This window comes from Streptomyces cinereospinus (genome assembly GCF_042430725.1).
GTDB classification, from domain to species: Bacteria; Actinomycetota; Actinomycetes; order Streptomycetales; family Streptomycetaceae; genus Streptomyces; species Streptomyces cinereospinus.
Map to the genome: position 1 here is coordinate 104,668 of NZ_JBHMCY010000006.1, position 19,084 is coordinate 123,751.

Sequence of the window (19,084 nt, forward strand, 5' to 3'; positions counted from 1 at the left end):
TGCCGGTGGTGCCGGTCCCGGGGGTGCCCGTGCCGGTGGTGCCGGTCCCGGGGGTGCCCGTGCCGGTGGTGCCGGTCCCGGGGGTGCTCATGACGGCTCCTCCTCGGTCGGTGCGATGACGGCGAGGACCTGGTCCATGGCGACCGCGGTGCCCGGGGCCACGTCCAGTTCGGCGACCGTCCCGGCGTGCGGGGCGGAGATGACGTGCTCCATCTTCATCGCCTCCACCACCAGCAGGCTCTGTCCGGCGGTCACCTCGTCGCCCACCGCGACCTTGACGACCGTGACCGTCCCCGGCATGGGGGCGGTGAGCGAGTCGGCGCCGCCGTGGGCGGCGCGGGTCAGGGACGCCTCGACCGGATCGTGGTCGAGCACCTGCCAGGCGTCGCCGTCCCGGCCCAGCCAGGTGCCCGAGGGCAGCGCGGCGAAGGTGTGGGCGATGCCGTCGAGCCGGACGGTGAAGGGCGCTCCGGGGCTCGCCGGGGCCGGGCCGGCGGAGACCGGGACGGGGCTCCCGGCGCCGGCCGGCAGCAGCTCGAAGCCGCCGCCCGCGGTGGTGCGCAGCCGGACGGTCACCGGGTCGTGCCCCGGCACCCGCAGGTGGTACGCCGTCCAGGCCCGCTCGCCGCCCAGCCGCCAGCCGTCCGGGACGGCGAACGGATCCACCCAGCCGGCGGCCGGGGCGGGGGCCAGCGCGGCCCGGCGCAGCAGCGCCGCCGCCGCGTAGACCTCCCGGGGGACCTCGTCCGGCACCAGGCCGGGCGCCTCCCGCTCGACCAGCCCGGTGTCCAGCTCCCCCCGGACGACCGCCGGGTGGGCGAGCAGCCGGCGCAGGAACCCGGCGTTCGCCGGCACGCCCAGCACCACCGTCCCGGCGAGGGCGGCGCGCAGCTTGCGCAGGGCGGCGGCCCGGTCGGGGCCGTGGGCGATCACCTTCGACAGCATCGGGTCGTACAGGCTGCCGACCTCGGTGCCCTCGCTGAGCCCGGAGTCGGTGCGCACCCCGTCGCCCCGGGGCTCGCGCAGGGCGAGCACCGTGCCGCCGGACGGCAGGAAGCCCCGGGCCGGGTCCTCGGCGCACAGGCGGGCCTCGATCGCGTGCCCGGTGAGGGCGATGTCGTCCTGGACGAAGCCGAGGCGCTCGCCCGCCGCGACCCGCAGCTGCCACTCCACCAGGTCGATCCCGGTGACCAGCTCGGTGACGGGGTGCTCCACCTGGAGGCGGGTGTTCATCTCCATGAAGCAGTACGCGGCCGGGTCGTCGCCGGGGACGATGAACTCGACCGTGCCCGCCCCGACGTACCCGCAGGAGCGGGCCGCCTGCACCGCCGCCTCGCCCATGACCGCGCGGGTGGCCTCGTCCAGGAGCACGCTGGGCGCCTCCTCGACGACCTTCTGGTGGCGGCGCTGCAGGGAGCACTCGCGCTCGCCCAGGTGGACGACGGTGCCCTGGCCGTCGGCCAGGACCTGGATCTCGATGTGCCGGGGCCGGTCGATCCACCGCTCCACCAGGAGCGTGTCGTCGCCGAAGGAGGCGGCGGCCTCGCGCCGGGCGGCGGCGATCTCGTCGTCGAGCCGGCCGAGGTCGCGCACCAGGCGCATGCCCTTGCCGCCGCCGCCCGCCGAGGGCTTGAGCAGCACGGGGGCGCCCAGTTCGCGGGCGGCGCGGGCCAGTTCGGGGTCGCGGCCGCCGGGGACGACGGGGACGCCGGCCGCCGAGACGGTCTCCTTGGCGCGGATCTTGTCGCCCATCAGGGCGATGGCGTCGGCGGGCGGTCCGACGAAGACGACTCCGGCGTCGGCGCACGCGCGCGCGAAGGCGGCGTTCTCGGCGAGGAAGCCGTACCCCGGGTGGACGGCCTGGGCGCCGGTGGCCGCCGCCGCCCGCAGGATCCGCTCCACGGACAGATAGCTCTCGGCGGCCGGCGCCGGGCCGATCCGTACCGCCGTGTCGGCCTCGCGCACGTGCCGGGCGTCGGCGTCGGCGTCGGAGTGGACGGCGACGGAGCGGACGCCCAGCGAGCGCAGCGTGCGGATGACGCGGACGGCGATCTCGCCGCGGTTGGCCACAAGAACGGTGTCGAACATCGGTCCCCTCACATCCGGAAGACGCCGGACTGGGGGTCGCCCAGCGGCGCGTTGGCGCACGCGGTCAGGGCCAGGCCGACCACCTGACGGGTGTCCACGGGGTCGATCACCCCGTCGTCCCACAGGCGGGCGGTCGCGTAGTAGGCGTTTCCCTGGCGCTCGTACTGCGCGCGGACCGGCGCCTTGAACGCCTCTTCCGCCTCGGCGGACCAGGACTCGCCGCGGCCCTCCAGCTGGTCCCGCTTGACGGTGGCGAGGACCGAGGCGGCCTGTTCGCCGCCCATGACGGAGATCTTGGCGTTGGGCCACATCCACAGGAAGCGCGGCGAGTAGGCCCGGCCGCACATCGAGTAGTTGCCCGCGCCGTAGGAGCCGCCGATCACGACCGTCAGCTTCGGTACGCGCGTGGTGGCGACGGCGGTGACCATCTTCGCGCCGTGCTTGGCGATGCCGCCGGCCTCGTAGTCCCGGCCGACCATGAACCCGGAGACGTTCTGCAGGAACAGCAGCGGGATGCCGCGCTGGTCGCACAGCTCGATGAAGTGGGCGCCCTTCTGGGCGGACTCGGAGAAGAGGACGCCGTTGTTGGCGACGACGCCGACCGGGTGGCCGTGGATCCGGGCGAAGCCGGTGACCAGGGTCTGTCCGAACTCGGCCTTGAACTCGGCGAACCGGGAGCCGTCCACCAGCCGCGCGATGACCTCGCGCACGTCGTAGGGCGTGCGGGAGTCGGCCGGCACGGCCCCGTACAGCCCGTACGGGTCGGCCTTGGGCTCGACCGCGGGCCGCACCTCCCAGGGCAGGGGCCCGCGCGCGGGGAGCGTGGCGACGATGTTCCGCACGATGCGCAGGGCGTGCGCGTCGTCCTCGGCGAGGTGGTCGGTGACACCGGACACGCGCGCGTGCACCTCGCCGCCGCCGAGCTCCTCGGCGGTGACGACCTCGCCGGTGGCGGCCTTCACCAGCGGGGGGCCGCCGAGAAAGATCGTCCCCTGGCCGCGCACGATGACGGCCTCGTCGCTCATCGCCGGGACGTACGCCCCGCCGGCCGTGCAGGAGCCGAGGACGGCGGCGATCTGCGGGATGCGGGCGGCCGACATCCGGGCCTGGTGGTAGAAGATCCGCCCGAAGTGCTCCCGGTCCGGGAAGACCTCGTCCTGCATCGGCAGGAAGGCGCCGCCGGAGTCGACGAGGTAGAGGCAGGGCAGCCGGTTCTCCAGCGCGACCTCCTGGGCGCGCAGGTGCTTCTTCACCGTCATCGGGTAGTACGTCCCGCCCTTGACGGTCGCGTCGTTGGCGACGACGACGCACTCCCGCCCGCTCACCCGCCCGATGCCGGCGATGACGCCGGCGGCGGGCGCCTGGCCGTCGTACATCCCGTCGGCCGCGAGCGGGGCCAGCTCCAGGAAGGGCGAGCCGGGGTCGAGCAGGGTGTCGACCCGGTCACGCGGCAGCAGTTTGCCGCGCGCGGTGTGCCGGGCCCGCGCCTTCTCCCCTCCGCCGAGCCGGGCGGCGGCGAGCTTGGCGCGCAGCTCCGCCACGAGCGTGAGATGCGCCTCCTCGTTGACCCGCCAGGCCTTCGACGCGGGGTCCGCCGCGCCGTGCAGCTCCGGTGCCTGGTCCATCCTGCGGTCCCCTCACCTTGTTAATGAGCGTTAACGCATTTCCCTCAGGTTAACGACCGCTAACCGTGCTGTCTAGAATTGCTGCCATGGCCATGCGAACCGACGCCCCCACCCGCCGCGAGCAGATCCTCAAGGAGGCCGCGCGGCTCTTCGCCGAGCGCGGCTTCCACGGTGTCGGCGTGGACGAGATAGGCGCGGCGGTGGGCATCAGCGGTCCCGGGCTGTACCGCCACTTCCCGGGCAAGGACGCGATGCTGGCCGAGCTGCTGGTGGGCATCAGCGGCCGGCTCCTGACCGGTGGGAAGCGCCGGGTGGCCGAGGCGGACGGGGACCCGGAGGCGGTCCTCGACTCGCTCATCGAGGGCCATATCGACTTCGCGATCGACGACCGCCCGCTCATCACCCTGCACGACCGCGAGCTGGACCGCCTCCGGGACAGCGACCGCAAGCTCGTCCGCCAGCTCCAGCGGCAGTACGTCGAGCTGTGGGTGGAGGTGGTGCGCCAGGTCTACCCGGGGCTGCCCGAGCCGACGGCCCGCTCGGCCGTCCACTCGGTCTTCGGCCTGCTGAACTCCACGCCGCACCTGGGCCGGCCGGGGGCGCTGCCGGGGCGGGGGGCCACGGCGGAGCTGTTGCACCGGATGGCGAGAGGGGCGTTCGGGGCGGCGGGGTAGGAAGGGGGGCGGGACGTCACGGCCCCGCGCGCCTCGAGGGCGCTGCCGGACCACGGGAGGCGGAGTGCGGGTCGTCTGCGCCGTCGCCGTACTGGTCGCCGTGAACCTGGCCACCGACCGGCTCCTCCGCGATCCCCGCGCGTACGTCCTGAGCCGTGCCGGCGCCACGGCCGCCGCCGCGGCGGCGTTCGGCGGCGGCTCCGCGGGCGCGGCGGCGGGCGTCGCCGCCACCGCCCTCGCCGGGGCGCTCATGTGCGAGCCGCGCCGCCGTTCCGACGGTCTGCTGCCGCCGGTGGCGCCGCGCCGGGCGGTCGACGGCTCGGGCCGCGCGCCGGCCCGAGGGGGGCGTCCCGGTAAGTGGCGGCCGGACGCGTGAGGGGCGTTACCCGTGCCACGGTCTGGACGGCGGTCCGTACTCGCCGGTAGGGTTGAGTGAGCAAGCGCTTAGACGCGTTCCCGTGGAGGTGACGGCGTGCGCCGTACGGTGTTCAATGAGGATCACGAGGCGTTCCGGGAGACCATCCGCGCCTTCATCGAGGCCGAGGTCGTACCGGTGTACGACGAGTGGTTCGCCGCGGGCCAGGCGCCGCGCGAGTTCTACTACAAGCTCGGCGAGCTGGGCGTATTCGGCATCAACGTGCCCGAGGAGTACGGCGGCGCGGGCCTGGACAGCCACAAGTTCGAGGCCGTCCTCTACGAAGAGACCGCGCGGGCGGGCGTCCAGTTCGGCGGCTCCGGCGTGCACGTGCTGCTCGCCCTGCCGTACCTCAAGATGCTGGCCACCGACGAGCAGAAGAAGCGCTACCTGCCGAAGTTCGTCTCCGGCGAGGAGATGTGGGCCATCGCGATGACCGAGCCGGGCACCGGCTCCGACCTCGCGGGCATGAAGACCACCGCCAAGCTCTCCGAGGACGGCACGCACTACGTCCTCAACGGCGCCAAGACCTTCATCACCGGCGGCGTGCACGCCGACCGGGTCATCGTCTGCGCCCGGACCTCCGCGCCGACCGCCGAGGACCGCCGTTTCGGCATCTCGCTGTTCGCCGTGGACACCAAGTCCGAGGGCTACTCCGTCGGCCGCAAGCTGGACAAGTTGGGCCTGCGCACCTCCGACACCGCCGAACTGGCCTTCGTCGACGTCGAGGTGCCGGCCGAGGACCTGCTCGGCGAGGAGAACAAGGGCTTCTCCTACCTCGGCCACAACCTGGCCTCCGAGCGCTGGGGCATCGCCTTCGGCGCCTACGCGCAGGCCAAGGCCGCCGTCCGGTTCGCCAAGCAGTACGTGCAGGAGCGGACCGTCTTCGGCAAGCCGGTAGCGCACTTCCAGAACACCAAGTTCGAACTGGCCGCCTGCCAGGCCGAGGTGGACGCGGCCGAGGCCGTCGCCGACCGCGCGACCGAGGCCCTGGACGCCGGTGAGCTGACCGCCGCCGAGGCCGCCAGCGCCAAGCTGTTCTGCACCGAGGTCGCGCACCGCGTCATCGACCGCTGCCTCCAGCTGCACGGCGGCTACGGCTACATGAACGAGTACCCGATCGCCCGCCTGTACGCGGACAACCGGGTGAACCGGATCTATGGCGGTACCAGCGAGATCATGAAGTCGATCATCGCCAAGGACATGGGCCTGTAAGGTCCGCGAACTCACTGGCCAGTGGAGCAGCGGCCATGAGCCAGGCACTGCGGGACCTCCTCGATCTGCTCGACCCGGAGCAGACCGAGGTACGGGGAGAGGATGGACCACTGGGCGCCGATCCCGCCCGCGCCCGGCCCGGCCACCCTGCCGGCCTCGTCGTCGGGGCCTCGCTGGACCACGCGATGTGGTTCCACCGCCCGTTGCGTGCCGACGAGTGGCTCCTGTACGACCGGGAGTCCCCGTCGGCGTACGGCGGCCGCGGCCCGGGCCGGGCCACATCCACACGCAGGACGGCCGCCTCGCGATCACGGTGATCCAGGAGGGCGTCGTCCGCGTCCCCCGGACCGGAGGCCAGGGAAGCCCAGGGGGCGTCTCGCCTAGAGCAGCCCCGCCTCCGACAGCAGGTACGCCGTCATCGGGTCGTAGTGGCGGGGGCTGACCACGTGGTCGTCGAGCGGGACCGTCACCTGGACGGTCCCCTCGGCCTCCGCGATGAACAGGGCCGGGTCGTTGCAGTCCGCGTAGCCGACGGAGTCGACGCCGTGCTGCCCCGCGCAGCCCGCCCAGCCGTGGTCGGCGACGACCAGGTCGGGCAGCGGACGGCCCGCGCGCTCCAGGCCGGTGAGAATGGCCTTCATCGGTTCGCCCGAGTGGGTGTGCCACAGGGTGGCGCCGTGCTCCAGCACCGCCACGTCCGCGAACTGCATGACGTACCCCTCGTCCGTCTGGAGCCCGTCCGGGATGACCACGATCTCGCAGCCGGCGGCGCGCAGCGCGGCCGCCGTGGCGCGGTGCACGTCGAGCAGGCCGCCGGGGTGGCCGGTCGCGAAGAGCACCCGCTGCCCGCCGTCCGCCGCCTTGCGCAGCCGGGCCGCGAGGCGCTCCAGGGCGGCGACCGTCAGCTCGGGGTCGATGGTGTCCTGGCCGTGCCGGTACTCGGGGTCGTCGTTCACGCCGACCCGCTCCGCCATCACCGCGAGCACGTCCTGCTCGTCGGTCCAGCGGTCGCCGAGCTCCAGTCCGAGCCAGAAGTTGCGGACGCCGTTGGACAGTTGACGGTAGTGGGAGAGGTTGTTCTCACGCGGTGTGGCGACGTCGCCCGCGATACGGGTCTTCACGAGGTGCTCGACGAGCTCGGCGCGGCTGGGTGTCCCGGGTATCGGCATGGCTCTTATTGTGCGGCACGCGCCCGGGCCCGCACCCGACGTCCCGCACGCTGGGACGTGGGTCACTCGCCCGGTCACAGCCGCCGCAGCGCGAACCACAGTTCCATCCGTACGTCCGGATCGTCCAGGTCCGACCCCAACAGCGCGGCGCACCGGGCGATCCGCTGCCGGACGGTGTTGCGGTGCACCGACAGGGCGACGGCCGTGCGGTCCCAACTGCCGTGCAGGGACAGCCAGGTGCGCAGGGTGTCGGTGAGGGCGGGGTGCTGCCCGAGGGGGCCAAGCAGGGCCCGGGCGTGCGCCTCGGCCTCGGCGCCCGGGACCAGGTCGGCGAGGGCGGGCCGGCCGGCGTGCCGGACCAGCGGCGTCCGGGTGGCGCGGGCCCGGGCCAGCGCGCGGGCCGCCTGGGTGTCCGCGACGGGCCACTCCCGCGGGCCGGCGGCGGCGCTGACGCCCAGGGTCCAGCCGGACTGCGGGGCCGGTTCCCGCTCGGCGGGCAGCAGCACGCGGACGACGTCCTCGGCGAGGTCCACCAGCGGCGAGCCCAGCGCCGCGCCGAGCGCGGAGGCGGCGACCGGGTCGGGGGCCCGGGCGTCGGGCCGGGCGTGCACCACCAGCCACCGCTCCCCGCCGAGCAGCGGGGCCACGGCCTCGGCCTCGGCGCCCAGCAGCAGCCGCACCAGCGCGGCGGAGCGGTCCGCGCCGGTGCCGCTCCGGTGTTCGCCGGTGAGCAGGGCGAGCAGCACGGCGGCGACGGAGGCGATGGCGTGGTCGGCGGGGTCCCGGTGCGGGGCGGCGACGCCGAGCACGAAACCCTGGCCGGCGCCGAGGGCGTAGGCGGAGAGGTGCGCGTCGGCGACGGTGTCGGTGGCGGAGGCGGGGGAGGGGGTGGAGGAGGGGGTGGAGGACGTCGAGAAGGGCGGAGAGGGGGAGGGCGAGGGGGAGAGGGGTGGCGTGGGCGAGGGGCGTGCGGACGTCGGCCGTACCACCCGCGACAGCTCCTCCAGCGCTTGGCGCGCCTCGTCCGCCGGTGCCCGGCCCGCCGTGGCGATCCGGCCGCCGTCCGGGCCGTACAGCGCCGTCCAGCCGCCCACCCGCTGGGCCAGCTGCCGCAGGACCGAAGGGACCGGGTCGGGGCGGGCGGCGGCCGCGGCGAGGCTCCGCTGGGCCTCCGTCACCCGGCGCAGCTCGGCGTGCCGGGCCCGGGCCGTCAGCTGCCAGACCGCGCGGGCGACACCGGAGAAGGTGGTCCGGGGCGGTACCTCCAGCAGCGGCAGGCCGTACGCCTCGCAGGCCCCGACCAGCGCGGGCGGCACCGTGTCGTGCACCGGCGCCACCCCGAAGCCGAGGGCCGCGCCGCCCGCCGCGACGATCCGGGAGACGTAGTCGTCGAAGTACGTCCCCTCGCCCGCCGCCTCCGGGATGTGCACGCCGGCCGTGAGCAGCAGCTCACCGCCCAGCAGATACGGGTACGGGTCGGACATCTCGGAGGCGTGCGCCCCGTGGATCACGGTGCCGGGGCCGGACGGGCCCGCGATCTGGCGCAGGGCGAGGTCCTCCCTGGCCAGCAGGGCGGAGAGCGGCACCGGAGGGGTCGGCGGCAGGGCCGGGGCCTCGGACATGGTGTGCGTTCCCTCCAGTCCGGTCCGTACGAATGGATGAAACGTACACTTCGCAGCCGCTTCCCGGCCACCTAAGGTCGGTCCTGACCGGCTGCCGCGGATGCGGGCGGATGCCCCCGCGCCGGGCGGGCCGCCGGTGCCGATCCCCGGCGGGCCGCCGTGGAAGCGCGGCACCGCGCAGGGGGCGCCGCCCGCCCGGCGGGAGCGGCGGGCCGGACGGGCACCCGAACCCGTGACCGAACCGGTCGCGGTGCACCAGTAAAGTCGTATGACAATTAGTGCAATCAGTGCATATGGCGCATGTGGTGCGTACGCGATGAAGCATGAGAAAGAAGGCCTTTTCCGATGAGCAGCAACGAGACGCCGACCCCCCGCGGCCCCGTCGACTCGTCCCGCGTCCCGCGGTACGCCGGTCCCGCGACCTTCGCCCGGCTGCCCCGCCTCGACGAGGTCGGCACCGCCGACGTCGCCGTGGTGGGCGTGCCGTTCGACGCGGGCGTCTCGTACCGGCCGGGCGCCCGCTTCGGCGGCAACGCCATCCGTGAGGCGTCCCGGCTGCTGCGGCCGTACAACCCGGCGCAGGACGCCTCCCCGTTCGCCCTCGCCCAGGTCGCGGACGGCGGGGACATCGCCGTGAACCCGTTCGACATCACCGAGGCCGTGGAGACGGTCGAGGCGGCGGCGGACCAGCTGCTCGGCACCGGCGCCCGCCTGATGACCCTGGGCGGCGACCACACCATCGCGCTGCCGCTGCTGCGCTCGGTCGCGAGGAAGCACGGCCCGGTCGCGCTGCTCCACTTCGACGCCCACCTCGACACCTGGGACACCTACTTCGGCGCCGAGTACACCCACGGCACCCCGTTCCGCCGCGCGGTGGAGGAGGGCGTCCTCGACACCTCGGCGCTCTCCCACGTGGGCACCCGCGGCCCGCTGTACGGCAAGCAGGACCTGACCGACGACGAGAAGATGGGCTTCGGCATCGTCACCTCGGCGGACGTCTACCGCCGCGGCGCCGACGAGGTCGCCGACCAGCTGCGCCAGCGCATCGGCGACCGCCCGCTCTACATCTCCGTCGACATCGACTGTCTGGACCCGGCGCACGCGCCCGGCACCGGCACCCCCGAGGCGGGCGGCATGACCTCCCGCGAGCTGCTGGAGATCCTGCGCGGCCTGGCATCCTGCACCCTGGTGTCGGCCGACGTCGTCGAGGTGGCCCCCGCGTACGACCACGCGGAGATCACGTCGGTGGCGGCGTCCCACACGGCGTACGAACTGACCACGATCATGTCCCGACAGATTGCCGAGGCGCGCGCGAAGTGACTCACGACCACGACCTGGTACTCCGCCCCACGGCCGCGCAGAGCGCGGCGGCCCTGAACCCGCCGCCCGGCCGCAACGGCGGAGACCTGGTCGTGGAGACGCTGGCCGGGCTCGGCGCGACGACGGTCTTCGGCCTGCCCGGCCGGCACGCGCTCGGCCTGTCCGACGCGCTGCGCCGCTCGGACCTGCGCTACGTGGGCCTGCGGGTGGAGAACAACGCCGGCTTCGCGGCGGACGCCTACGGCCGGATCACCGGCGAGGCGGCCCCGCTGCTGCTGTCGACCGGGCCGGGCGCGCTGACCTCGCTGGCCGCGCTCCAGGAGGCCCGGGCGGCCTCCGCCCCGGTGCTGGCGATCAGCAGCCAGGTGCCGACGGCCGGCCTGGGCGGCGGCCGCCACGGCTATGTGCACGAACTGCCCGACCAGGCGGCCTCGTTCCGGGGCGTGGTCAAGTCCGTGCACCCGGCCCGCGCCCAGTCCCAGATCCCGTCCGCGATCGCCGAGGCCTGGAAGTCCGCGCTGACCGCGCCGCACGGCCCGGTCTGGGTGGAGATCCCGCAGGACGTGCTGCTGGCCGGGACCCACCTGCCGGTGGTGACCGCGGTCGACGCGACGCCGGAGGACCTCCCGCCCCGCCCCGAGCTGACCGCCGTGGCGGCCGACTGGCTCACCGGGGCGGACCGCCCGGCGATCATCGCGGGCGGCGGAGTGGTCCGCGCGGACGCCTCCAAGAAGCTGCGGCAGCTGGCGGAGAGGCTGGACGCGCCGGTCGTCACCACGCCCGGCGGCAAGGGCGCCTTCCCCTGGGAGCACCCGCTCTCCCTCCAGTCCTGGCTGGAGGACCGCCACACCACGGACTTCCTGGAGGACGCGGACGTCCTGCTGGTGGTGGGCTCCGGCCTCGGCGAACTCTCCTCCCACCACCACACGTTCACGCCGCGCGGCCGGGTGATCCAGATCGAGGCCGACCTCGGCAAGCTGGAGTCCAACCACCCGGCCCTCGGCATCCACGCCGACGCCCGCCTCGCCCTCCAGGCGCTGCTGGAGACGGCGGCGGAGCGCACGGACGACACCGCGGCCGGCCGGGTACGGGAGGTGCTGTCCCGGGTCCGCGACCGCATCCCGTCGCAGCGGCTCACCCTGGAGCAGGACCTGCTGGCGTCGATCCGCCGAGCGCTCCCCGCCTCCTCGCCGTCCTTCTGGGACATGACGATCCTCGCCTACTGGGCCTGGTCCGCCTTCGACGCCAAGGGCCCCAACACCCTGCACTCCGCCCAGGGCGCCGGCGGCCTCGGCTACGGCTTCCCGGCCGCCCTCGGCGCGGCGGTCGCGGACCCCACCCGCCCGGTCCTCGCGGTCTCCGGCGACGGCGGCGCCCTCTACTCCATCGCCGAACTGGCCACGGCCCGCCAGTACGACCTCGACGTCACCTGGCTGATCGTCGACGACGGCGGCTACGGCATCCTCCGCGAGTACCCGACCGACGCCTTCGGCCAGGCCACCGCGACGGAGCTGACCCGCCCCGACTACGTGGCGCTGGCCGAGTCCTTCGGCGTCCCCGGCGTCCGCACGACCCCGCAGGCCCTGGAGTCCGACCTGGCGAAGGCGCTGGCGTCACCGGGGCCGTCGGTGGTGGTCCTCCCGGCGGTGCTGCGCATGTTCACGCCGACGCATCTGGCCTGAGGCGGGGGGAGCAGGACCTCCGCCCAGGTCGCCTCTCCGATGCCGTGGCGGCGAGGGCGGCATCCCCAGCGCACGGCGAGTGCGCTGATGATGGCGAGACCTCGGCCCTGCCCGTCGTCGGGGGCGGCCCGTCCGGGCTGTGGCCGAGCGGGATTCGCGTCGGCGACCTCCACGCGCAGACACCGGTCGTACTGCGCGATGCGCACGCCGATCTGGCGGCCGACGGGACTGCGGGCATGCAGGACGGCGTTGCTCATCAGCTCGACAGGAGAAGCTCGGCGGTGTGGGCGGCTTCGCCATCGATCTTCCATTCGGTGAGTTGCTCACGGAGGAGCGCGCGGGCCCGCCCCGCTCTACGAGGGCTGTGGGGCAAGCGCCACTGGACTTCTCGGTCTGACAAAGGAACCTCCGAGACAAGGTAGAGAGGTTGACTCGACATCTCTAGAGACGTGCTCATTGAAGCGCATGGTCGCAGTGCCTCGCCATGCATCTCTAGAGATGTGCAGGTGATTGCTCGGATGGTTCCTGTGCTCGACTGGGACGCGTGACGTCTGATCCCTAGGATGTCTAGAGATGATCGGAGGAGAGGTCTGTATGAGCGGCCGGGAGACGGGGCGGCAGCCCAAGTACCAGCGGATCGCGGCGGAGCTGCGGGAGGCCATCGACGCTGGTCGGTACGGAGCGGGGGACCGGCTGCCGGGCGAGAACGACCTCATGGCCGAGCACGGCGTGGCCCGGATGACGGCCCGCCAGGCACTCGCCGTCCTTCAGGCGGAGGGCATCGCGGAAGCGCGCAAGGGGGCCGGTGTCTTCGTCCGGGACTTCCGGCCCATCAGGCGTCGCGGTGTCGAACGCCTCGCGCGTGCGCACTGGAGTGAGGGCCGTTCCATCTGGTCGGCCGACATCGGGGACCGGGAGCTGGCCGTCGACTCCGTCGAGGTGGCCGAGGAGCGGGCTCCCGGCCCGGTGGCGGCGGTCCTGGAGGTGGATGAGGACGTGAACGTGTGCGTGCGGCGACGCCGCTTCGTCCTCGAAGGCAAGCCGGTGCTGTTGTCCACGTCCTACCTGCCGGCCGATCTCGTCGCCGGGACGCCGATCACGCGGGCGGACACGGGACCCGGCGGCACGTACGCGAGGCTTGCCGAGATCGGCCGCGGGCCCGCCCGGTTCCGAGAGGAGGTCCGTTCCCGCATGCCCAGCAGGGACGAGGCCGAGCGGCTGGCTCTGCCGCCCGGCGTTCCCGTGATGCTCGTGGCCCGGACCGCCTTCGACGCGGAGGGCGTTCCCGTCGAGGTCAACGACATGGTGCTGGACGCGTCCGCGTACGTGCTGGAGTACGGGTTCGAGGGCTGATCCCGCAGCCCCGGGGGGATCTACCAGATCGCCTCGACCCACTCCGGGTGGTCGATGAACGGGTTGCGGTTGCGCTGGTACGAGGTGTAGATGACGTCGTTGCGGCGCTCCTCGAAGGAGCTCGGCGGGTCCTGCTCGTGCCACTGCTTCAGCACCGACAGGCGGCCGTGGTAGGGGACGCTGCCGTTGGTGGTGGAGTCGTTCGCCTCCAGGTCGGGCCAGCTGTCGTCGCCCTCGTAACGCACGGCCATGTAGAGGACCATCCGGGCCACGTCACCCTTGACGGCGTCGCGCGGCTCGAAGGAGTTCGAGTCGGTCAGGCTGCCGCCGGAGTTGGTGAAGGGGCTGCCGCCGTGGTCGAAGTCCTTGTTGCCGCGGATGGAGTTGACCTGGACGTCCTCCGGGCGCAGGTGGTGCAGGTCGGTGCCCGGACCCGCGGACGTGCCGAAGTCGCCGTGCGACTGGGCCCAGACGTGCTCGCGGTTCCAGTTGCCCGTGTTGCCGCCGTTGAGGGACTTGGCGCGGGAGATGCCCGAGTACAGCAGGATCACGTTGTTGCTGTTGTTCGGGTCCTGGTCGGTGACCTTCAGCGCCTCCCAGACGGCGGAGTAGGAGAGCTTGTTCTGGCTGCTGACGATCGTGTGCAGGGAGGACTTGAGGCCGGTACCCGTCCTGCCGATCGCGTTCCTGTAGTACGTCGTGTCGTACGCGGTCGTCGTGGCCGCCGCCGGGGTCGCGGTCAGCGTCGGTGCGGTGAGGCCGGCCAGCACGGCGGAGGTGGCGAGCGCCACGGTCTTCCAGCGGCGGCGTATCTGCGTCGCGGGCATGGAGTGTCCGTTCTACGCGGATTGAACGAGCGGGACATCCGGGAGGGTGACATGCACATGCGCTCAGTGGCGTGAACGGGGCGTGTCCGGCACGTGTCGGTACCGGCGGGAACGGCCCCCAGCCGCCCCCGCGGCCCGGCACGCCAGGCGCCCGACGCTTCACGAGAACGCCGCCCCTGCGTCACCGGCCCGCCCTACGGTGACGCCCATGCGCCCCAGAACCGTACGCACCGTACTCGCCTCCGTCACCGCCGGCCTGGCGGCGGCCGCCTGCCTCACCGCCGCCGGACCCGCCCAGGCCGGGAACGGCTCCGGGCCGGGCCACGCCTGTTCGCCCTCCGTCGGCATCGAGCGCTTCTCCGACGCGCTCGACAAGACGACGTACCAGGACACCTTCGTCGGCAACCTCTCCGCGCTCGCCGTCGACCGCGACGGCTCGCTCGCGGCGCTCTCCGACCGGTCGGCCCTGTTCTCGCTCGACGGCCGGACGCTCCAGCCGCGCGCCGTGCGCCCGCTCGCCGACGAGAGCGGCGCGGCCCTGGACTCCGAGGGCCTGGTCGTGGACCGGGACGGCACCTATCTCGTCTCCTCCGAGACCGAGCCCTCGATACGCCGCTACTCCCGCGACGGCCGGATCCTCGACCGCCTCCCCGTACCGGACGCGCTGCGGGTCGCGCCGGCCGGCCGTGCGGCCGCCAACGGCACCTTCGAGGGCCTCACCCTCCTCCCCGGCGGCCGCACCCTGATCGCCGCCATGGAGTACGCCCTGTCCGGCGACTCCGCCGGCACGGTCCGCCTCCAGACCTGGCGGCGGCACGGCGCGGACGGCTTCCGGCTCGGCGCCCAGTACGCCTACCGCACCGACCCCGGTCTCGGCGTCTCCGAGGTCACCGCCACCCCCGACGGCCGCCTGCTCGTCCTGGAACGCGGCTTCACCGCCGGGGCCGGCAACACGGTCCGCCTCCACCTCGCCGAACCGCGTCACGCCACGGACACGAGCGGCATCGCCCACCTCACCGGCCAGGACGGCGTACGGCCGGTCCGCAAGACCCTGCTCGCCGACCTCGCCGACTGCCCCGACCTCGGCGCCACCGCCGGGCAGCCGCAGCCCAACCCGCTGCTCGACAACATCGAGGCGATGACGGTCACCGGCCGCTCCGACGGCCGCCTGCACGTCCTGCTCGCCAGCGACGACAACCAGAACGCCGCCCAGACGACCCGCTTCTACTTCCTCCGTGTACGCCTCTGACGCACCCCGTCACGCGCCCCGCAGTGTTGCGGAGGGATGAAATCCGCCGGCGCCCGCGTTGGTGCCTTCCGGTAGATCAGGTCATCCGGACCTGAGGGGAACACGGAGGGCACCCGCGTGAGCACGCAACGGGGATGGGCACGACGGCTGTGGGGCTACGCCTGGCGCCACCCGCAGGACGTCGTCCTCGCTCTCGGCTCCTCCCTCGGCGGCATGGCCGTGCTCGCCGTCGTCCCGTTGGTCACCAAGGTGATCATCGACGACGTCATCGGCGCCGAGACCCGCGGCATGGCCCCCTGGGCCGGCGCCCTCGTCGGCGCCGCGGTGCTCGTCTACGTCCTCACCTACGTCCGCCGCTACTACGGCGGCCGCCTCGCCCTCGACGTCCAGCACGACCTGCGGACCGAGATGTACGACACGATCACCCGGCTCGACGGGCGGCGCCAGGACGAGCTGTCCACCGGGCAGGTCGTCGGCCGGGCCACCAGCGACCTCCAGCTGATCCAGGGCCTGCTCTTCATGCTCCCGATGACCATCGGGAACCTCCTGCTCTTCCTGATCTCCCTGGTGATCATGGCGTGGCTGTCCGTCCCGCTCACCCTGGTCGCGCTCGCCGTGGCGCCCGCGGTGTGGTGGATCGCCCGCCGCAGCCGCGCCAGACTGCACCCCGCCACCTGGTACGCCCAGGCCCAGGCCGCCGCCGTCGCGGGTGTGGTCGACGGCGCGGTGAGCGGCGTACGCGTGGTGAAGGGGTTCGGGCAGGAGGAGCAGGAGACCGGGAAGCTCAAGGAGGTCGGCCGCCGGCTCTTCGCGGGACGGCTGCGCACCATCCGGCTGAACAGCACGTACACCCCGGCGCTCCAGGCCGTGCCCGCACTCGGGCAGGTCGCCATGCTCGCCCTCGGCGGCTGGCTCGCCGTGCGCGGCAACGTCACCCTCGGCACCTTCGTCGCCTTCTCCACCTACCTCGCCCAGCTCGTCGGCCCGGTCCGGATGCTCGCCATGGTCCTCACCGTCGGCCAGCAGGCCCGCGCCGGCACCGAACGCGTCCTGGAGCTGATCGACACCGAGCCGACCCTCACCGACGGCCCCCGGGAACTGCCCGCCGACGCGCCCGCGACCGTCGAGTTCGACGGCGTCTCCTTCGGCTACGACCCCGACCGGCCCGTCCTCGACGGCCTCTCCTTCGAGATCCGCCCCGGCGAGACCCTGGCCGTCGTCGGCTCCTCCGGTTCCGGCAAGTCCACCGTCTCCCTGCTCCTGCCGCGCTTCTACGACGTCACCCGCGGTGCCGTGCTGGTCGGCGGCCACGACGTGCGCGAACTGACCCTCGACTCACTGCGCGCCGCGATCGGCCTGGTCCCCGAGGACTCCTTCCTCTTCTCCGACACCGTCCGCGCCAACATCGCCTACGGCCGCCCCGACGCCGGCGACGACGAGATCCAGGCCGCCGCCCGCGCCGCCCAGGCGCACGGCTTCATCAGCGAGCTGCCCGACGGCTACGACACCGTCGTCGGCGAGCACGGTCTGACCCTCTCCGGGGGCCAGCGCCAGCGCGTCGCGCTCGCCCGCGCGATCCTCACCGACCCGCGGCTGCTGGTCCTGGACGACGCCACCTCCGCCGTGGACGCCCGCGTGGAGCACGAGATCCACCAGGCGCTGAAACAGGTCATGGAGGGCCGCACCACCCTCCTCATCGCGCACCGCCGCTCCACCCTGAACCTCGCCGACCGCATCGCCGTCCTCGACGGCGGCCGGCTCGCCGACCTCGGCACCCACGACGAGCTCCAGAAGCGCTCGGCCCTCTACCGACGGCTGCTCACCGACCCGGACGAGCTGGGCGGCGTCTCCCCGGGCCACGCCCCGCCGGCCGCCCCGGCCGAGGAGGAGGACACCTCCGTCCGCGCGGAGCTGGACGCCGAGTTCGACGCCGAGCGCGGTGTCACGCCGCGCCTGTGGACCGGCGACCGCGAGCCGAAGGACACCGCCCTGTCCGGCACCCCGGCCACCCCCGAGCTGCTGGCCCAGGTGGACGCCCTGCCCCCGGCGACCGACCGCCCGGACGTCGACGAGGCGCGGGCGGTGCGCCCGGAGGTGGCGTACAACCTGCGCCGGCTCCTCCAGGGCTTCGGCCTGCCCCTCCTGGTCAGCCTCGCCCTGGTCGCGGCGGACGCCGGGATGGGCCTCCTGCTGCCCGTCCTGATCCGGCACGGCATCGACAGCGGTGTCTCCGAGCTGGCCCTCGGCGCGGTCTGGGTGGCCTCCTTGCTGGCCCTGGCCGCCGTGCTCGCGCAATGGGCGGCGCAGATCGGCGAGACCCGGATGACGGGCCGGACCGGCGAGCGGGTCCTCTACTCCCTGCGTCTGAAGATCTTCGCCCAGCTCCAGCGGCTCGGCCTCGACTACTACGAGCGGGAGCTGACCGGCCGGATCATGACCCGGATGACCACGGACGTGGACGCGCTGTCGACGTTCCTGCAGACCGGGCTGGTCACCGCGTTCGTCTCGGTCGTCACCTTCTTCGGGATCATGGTGGCGCTGCTGGTGCTCGACGTGGAGCTGGCGCTGGTGGTGTTCGCGACGCTGCCGCCGCTGATCGTCGCCACCTTCTTCTTCCGCCGGGCCAGCGTGAAGGCGTACGAACTCGCCCGCGAGCGGGTGTCCGGGGTCAACGCCGACCTCCAGGAGACCGTCTCCGGGCTGCGGATCGTGCAGGCGTTCCGGCGCGAGCGGGACGGCGCGCGGAACTTCGCGCAGCGCAGCGACAGCTACCGGCAGGCCCGCATCCGCGGCCAGTGGCTGATCTCCGTGTACTTCCCCTTCGTGCAGTTGCTGTCGTCGGCCGCCGCGGTGGCCGTGCTCGTCGCGGGCGCCGGGCGGGTGGAGGCGGCCACGCTCACCACGGGCGCGCTGGTGGCGTACCTGCTCTACATCGACCTGTTCTTCGCCCCCGTCCAGCAGCTCTCCCAGGTCTTCGACGGCTACCAGCAGGCGTCCGTCTCGCTCGGCCGGATCCAGGAGCTGCTGCGGGAGCCGACGTCGACGAAGTCCGCCGACGCCCCCCGCGAGGTGCTCTCCCTGCGCGGCCAGATCGCCTTCGAGGACGTGAGCTTCTCCTACGGCGACGACGAGGCGGCGCTCAGCGGCATCGACCTCACCGTCCCCGCCGGGCAGACCGTCGCGTTCGTCGGCGAGACCGGCGCGGGCAAGTCGACCCTGGTGAAGCTGGTGGCGCGGTTCTACGACCCGACCGGCGGCCGGGTCACCGTCGACGGCGCCGACCTGCGCGAGCTCGACCTCACCTCGTACCGGCACCGCCTGGGCGTCGTCCCGCAGGAGGCGTACCTCTTCCCCGGCACCGTCCGCGACGCCATCGCCTACGGCCGGCCGGGCGCCACCGACGCCGAGGTGGAGGCGGCGGCCCGCGCGGTCGGCGCGCACGAGATGATCGCCACGCTGGAAGGCGGCTACCTGCACGAGGTCGCCGAGCGCGGCCGCAACCTCTCGGCCGGGCAGCGGCAGTTGATCGCGCTGGCCCGCGCCGAACTCGTCGACCCGGACATCCTGCTCCTGGACGAGGCGACGGCCGCGCTGGACCTGGCCACCGAGGCGCAGGTCAACCAGGCCACGGACCGCCTGACCGGGCGCCGTACCACCCTCGTCGTCGCCCACCGCCTGACCACGGCCGCCCGCGCCGACCGGGTGATCGTCATGGACCGCGGCCGGATCGCCGAGGACGGCACGCACGAGGAGCTGCTGGCGCGCGGCGGGCGCTACGCGCGGCTGTGGCGGACGTTCGTCGGGGCGCCGGAGCCCGAGGAGACCGTGGGCGTCTGACGGCGCGC

Annotated in this window: 13 protein-coding genes and 2 pseudogenes; 9 read left to right on the forward strand and 6 right to left on the reverse strand. The window is 73.7% G+C overall.

From position 1 onward, the window contains the following. Window positions 1-87: 87 nt before the first annotated feature. Window positions 88-2,088 carry an ATP-binding protein gene (locus tag ACFF45_RS04920; RefSeq protein ID WP_381342333.1) on the reverse strand — a complete coding sequence of 667 codons (2,001 nt, stop codon included), beginning with the start codon at window positions 2,086-2,088 and terminating at the stop codon, window positions 88-90. 8 nt (window positions 2,089-2,096) lie between these two features. Next, entirely contained in the window at window positions 2,097-3,713 is a 1,617-nt protein-coding gene (locus tag ACFF45_RS04925) for a carboxyl transferase domain-containing protein (RefSeq protein WP_381342336.1), read from the reverse strand. An 86-nt stretch (window positions 3,714-3,799) separates the two neighbouring features. On the opposite strand from ACFF45_RS04925, the gene ACFF45_RS04930 reads away from it, so the two are divergent. From ACFF45_RS04930 to ACFF45_RS04945, 4 genes and pseudogenes are all read left to right on the forward strand, one after another. Next, entirely contained in the window at window positions 3,800-4,387 is a 588-nt protein-coding gene (locus ACFF45_RS04930) for an SACE_7040 family transcriptional regulator (protein ID WP_381342339.1), read from the forward strand. Window positions 4,388-4,451: 64 nt separating this feature from the next. Continuing rightward, a complete protein-coding gene (locus ACFF45_RS04935; RefSeq protein ID WP_381342342.1) occupies window positions 4,452-4,763 on the forward strand; it encodes a hypothetical protein in 312 nt (103 codons plus the stop codon). A gap of 96 nt (window positions 4,764-4,859) precedes the next feature. Further along, the gene (locus ACFF45_RS04940) at window positions 4,860-6,017 is read left to right on the forward strand and encodes an acyl-CoA dehydrogenase family protein (RefSeq protein WP_381342344.1); all 1,158 of its coding nucleotides are present in this window, start codon (window positions 4,860-4,862) and stop codon (window positions 6,015-6,017) included. Further along, a pseudogene (locus ACFF45_RS04945) lies at window positions 5,939-6,459 on the forward strand (hypothetical protein); the annotation flags it as partial. The gene ACFF45_RS04940 and the pseudogene ACFF45_RS04945, both read left to right, overlap by 79 nt. On the opposite strand, the gene ACFF45_RS04950 reads toward ACFF45_RS04945, so the two are convergent. Both ACFF45_RS04950 and ACFF45_RS04955 read right to left on the reverse strand, forming a co-directional pair. Then, the gene (locus tag ACFF45_RS04950) at window positions 6,398-7,186 is read right to left on the reverse strand and encodes a phosphatase (protein WP_381342347.1); all 789 of its coding nucleotides are present in this window, start codon (window positions 7,184-7,186) and stop codon (window positions 6,398-6,400) included. The pseudogene ACFF45_RS04945 and the gene ACFF45_RS04950 overlap by 62 nt on opposite strands. A gap of 74 nt (window positions 7,187-7,260) precedes the next feature. Further along, window positions 7,261-8,808: a helix-turn-helix domain-containing protein gene (locus ACFF45_RS04955; protein ID WP_381342350.1), complete on the reverse strand. Its 1,548-nt coding sequence runs from the start codon at window positions 8,806-8,808 to the stop codon at window positions 7,261-7,263. Between the two features lie 345 nt (window positions 8,809-9,153). Here ACFF45_RS04955 and speB point away from each other — a divergent pair, with 345 nt between their 5' ends. After that, window positions 9,154-10,128: an agmatinase gene (gene speB, locus ACFF45_RS04960; protein WP_381342353.1), complete on the forward strand. Its 975-nt coding sequence runs from the start codon at window positions 9,154-9,156 to the stop codon at window positions 10,126-10,128. Further along, a complete protein-coding gene (locus ACFF45_RS04965) occupies window positions 10,125-11,810 on the forward strand; it encodes a thiamine pyrophosphate-binding protein (protein ID WP_381342356.1) in 1,686 nt (561 codons plus the stop codon). Before speB ends, ACFF45_RS04965 begins: the two co-directional genes overlap by 4 nt. 134 nt (window positions 11,811-11,944) lie before the next feature. On the opposite strand, the pseudogene ACFF45_RS04970 reads toward ACFF45_RS04965, so the two are convergent. Continuing rightward, window positions 11,945-12,121 (reverse strand): annotated as a pseudogene (locus ACFF45_RS04970) (ATP-binding protein); the annotation flags it as partial. 283 nt (window positions 12,122-12,404) lie between these two features. Here ACFF45_RS04970 and ACFF45_RS04975 point away from each other — a divergent pair. After that, window positions 12,405-13,163 (forward strand): GntR family transcriptional regulator, encoded by a 759-nt coding sequence (locus tag ACFF45_RS04975; RefSeq protein WP_381342359.1) that lies wholly within the window; start codon window positions 12,405-12,407, stop codon window positions 13,161-13,163. A gap of 20 nt (window positions 13,164-13,183) precedes the next feature. Here the strand turns inward: ACFF45_RS04975 and ACFF45_RS04980 are convergent, their stop codons facing one another. After that, window positions 13,184-13,990, reverse strand: coding sequence for an endonuclease I family protein (locus ACFF45_RS04980; RefSeq protein ID WP_381342362.1), 807 nt, complete (start codon window positions 13,988-13,990; stop codon window positions 13,184-13,186). A 208-nt stretch (window positions 13,991-14,198) separates the two neighbouring features. Here ACFF45_RS04980 and ACFF45_RS04985 point away from each other — a divergent pair, with 208 nt between their 5' ends. Next, window positions 14,199-15,239, forward strand: a complete 1,041-nt coding sequence (locus ACFF45_RS04985; RefSeq protein WP_381342365.1) for an esterase-like activity of phytase family protein — start codon at window positions 14,199-14,201, stop codon at window positions 15,237-15,239. A 117-nt stretch (window positions 15,240-15,356) separates the two neighbouring features. Next, on the forward strand, window positions 15,357-19,076 hold the full coding sequence (locus ACFF45_RS04990) for an ABC transporter ATP-binding protein (RefSeq protein ID WP_381342367.1): 3,720 nt from the start codon (window positions 15,357-15,359) through the stop codon (window positions 19,074-19,076). Window positions 19,077-19,084 lie beyond the last annotated feature (8 nt).

Coding starts and splice junctions, on each gene's coding strand:
- ACFF45_RS04920 (WP_381342333.1), bottom strand. CDS start 2,088: ATGTTCGACACCGTTCTTGTGGCCAACCGCGGCGAGATCGCCGTCCGC.
- ACFF45_RS04925 (WP_381342336.1), bottom strand. CDS start 3,713: ATGGACCAGGCACCGGAGCTGCACGGCGCGGCGGACCCCGCGTCGAAG.
- ACFF45_RS04930 (WP_381342339.1), top strand. CDS start 3,800: ATGGCCATGCGAACCGACGCCCCCACCCGCCGCGAGCAGATCCTCAAG.
- ACFF45_RS04950 (WP_381342347.1), bottom strand. CDS start 7,186: ATGCCGATACCCGGGACACCCAGCCGCGCCGAGCTCGTCGAGCACCTC.
- ACFF45_RS04955 (WP_381342350.1), bottom strand. CDS start 8,808: ATGTCCGAGGCCCCGGCCCTGCCGCCGACCCCTCCGGTGCCGCTCTCC.
- speB (WP_381342353.1), top strand. CDS start 9,154: ATGAGCAGCAACGAGACGCCGACCCCCCGCGGCCCCGTCGACTCGTCC.
- ACFF45_RS04975 (WP_381342359.1), top strand. CDS start 12,405: ATGAGCGGCCGGGAGACGGGGCGGCAGCCCAAGTACCAGCGGATCGCG.
- ACFF45_RS04980 (WP_381342362.1), bottom strand. CDS start 13,990: ATGCCCGCGACGCAGATACGCCGCCGCTGGAAGACCGTGGCGCTCGCC.
- ACFF45_RS04985 (WP_381342365.1), top strand. CDS start 14,199: ATGCGCCCCAGAACCGTACGCACCGTACTCGCCTCCGTCACCGCCGGC.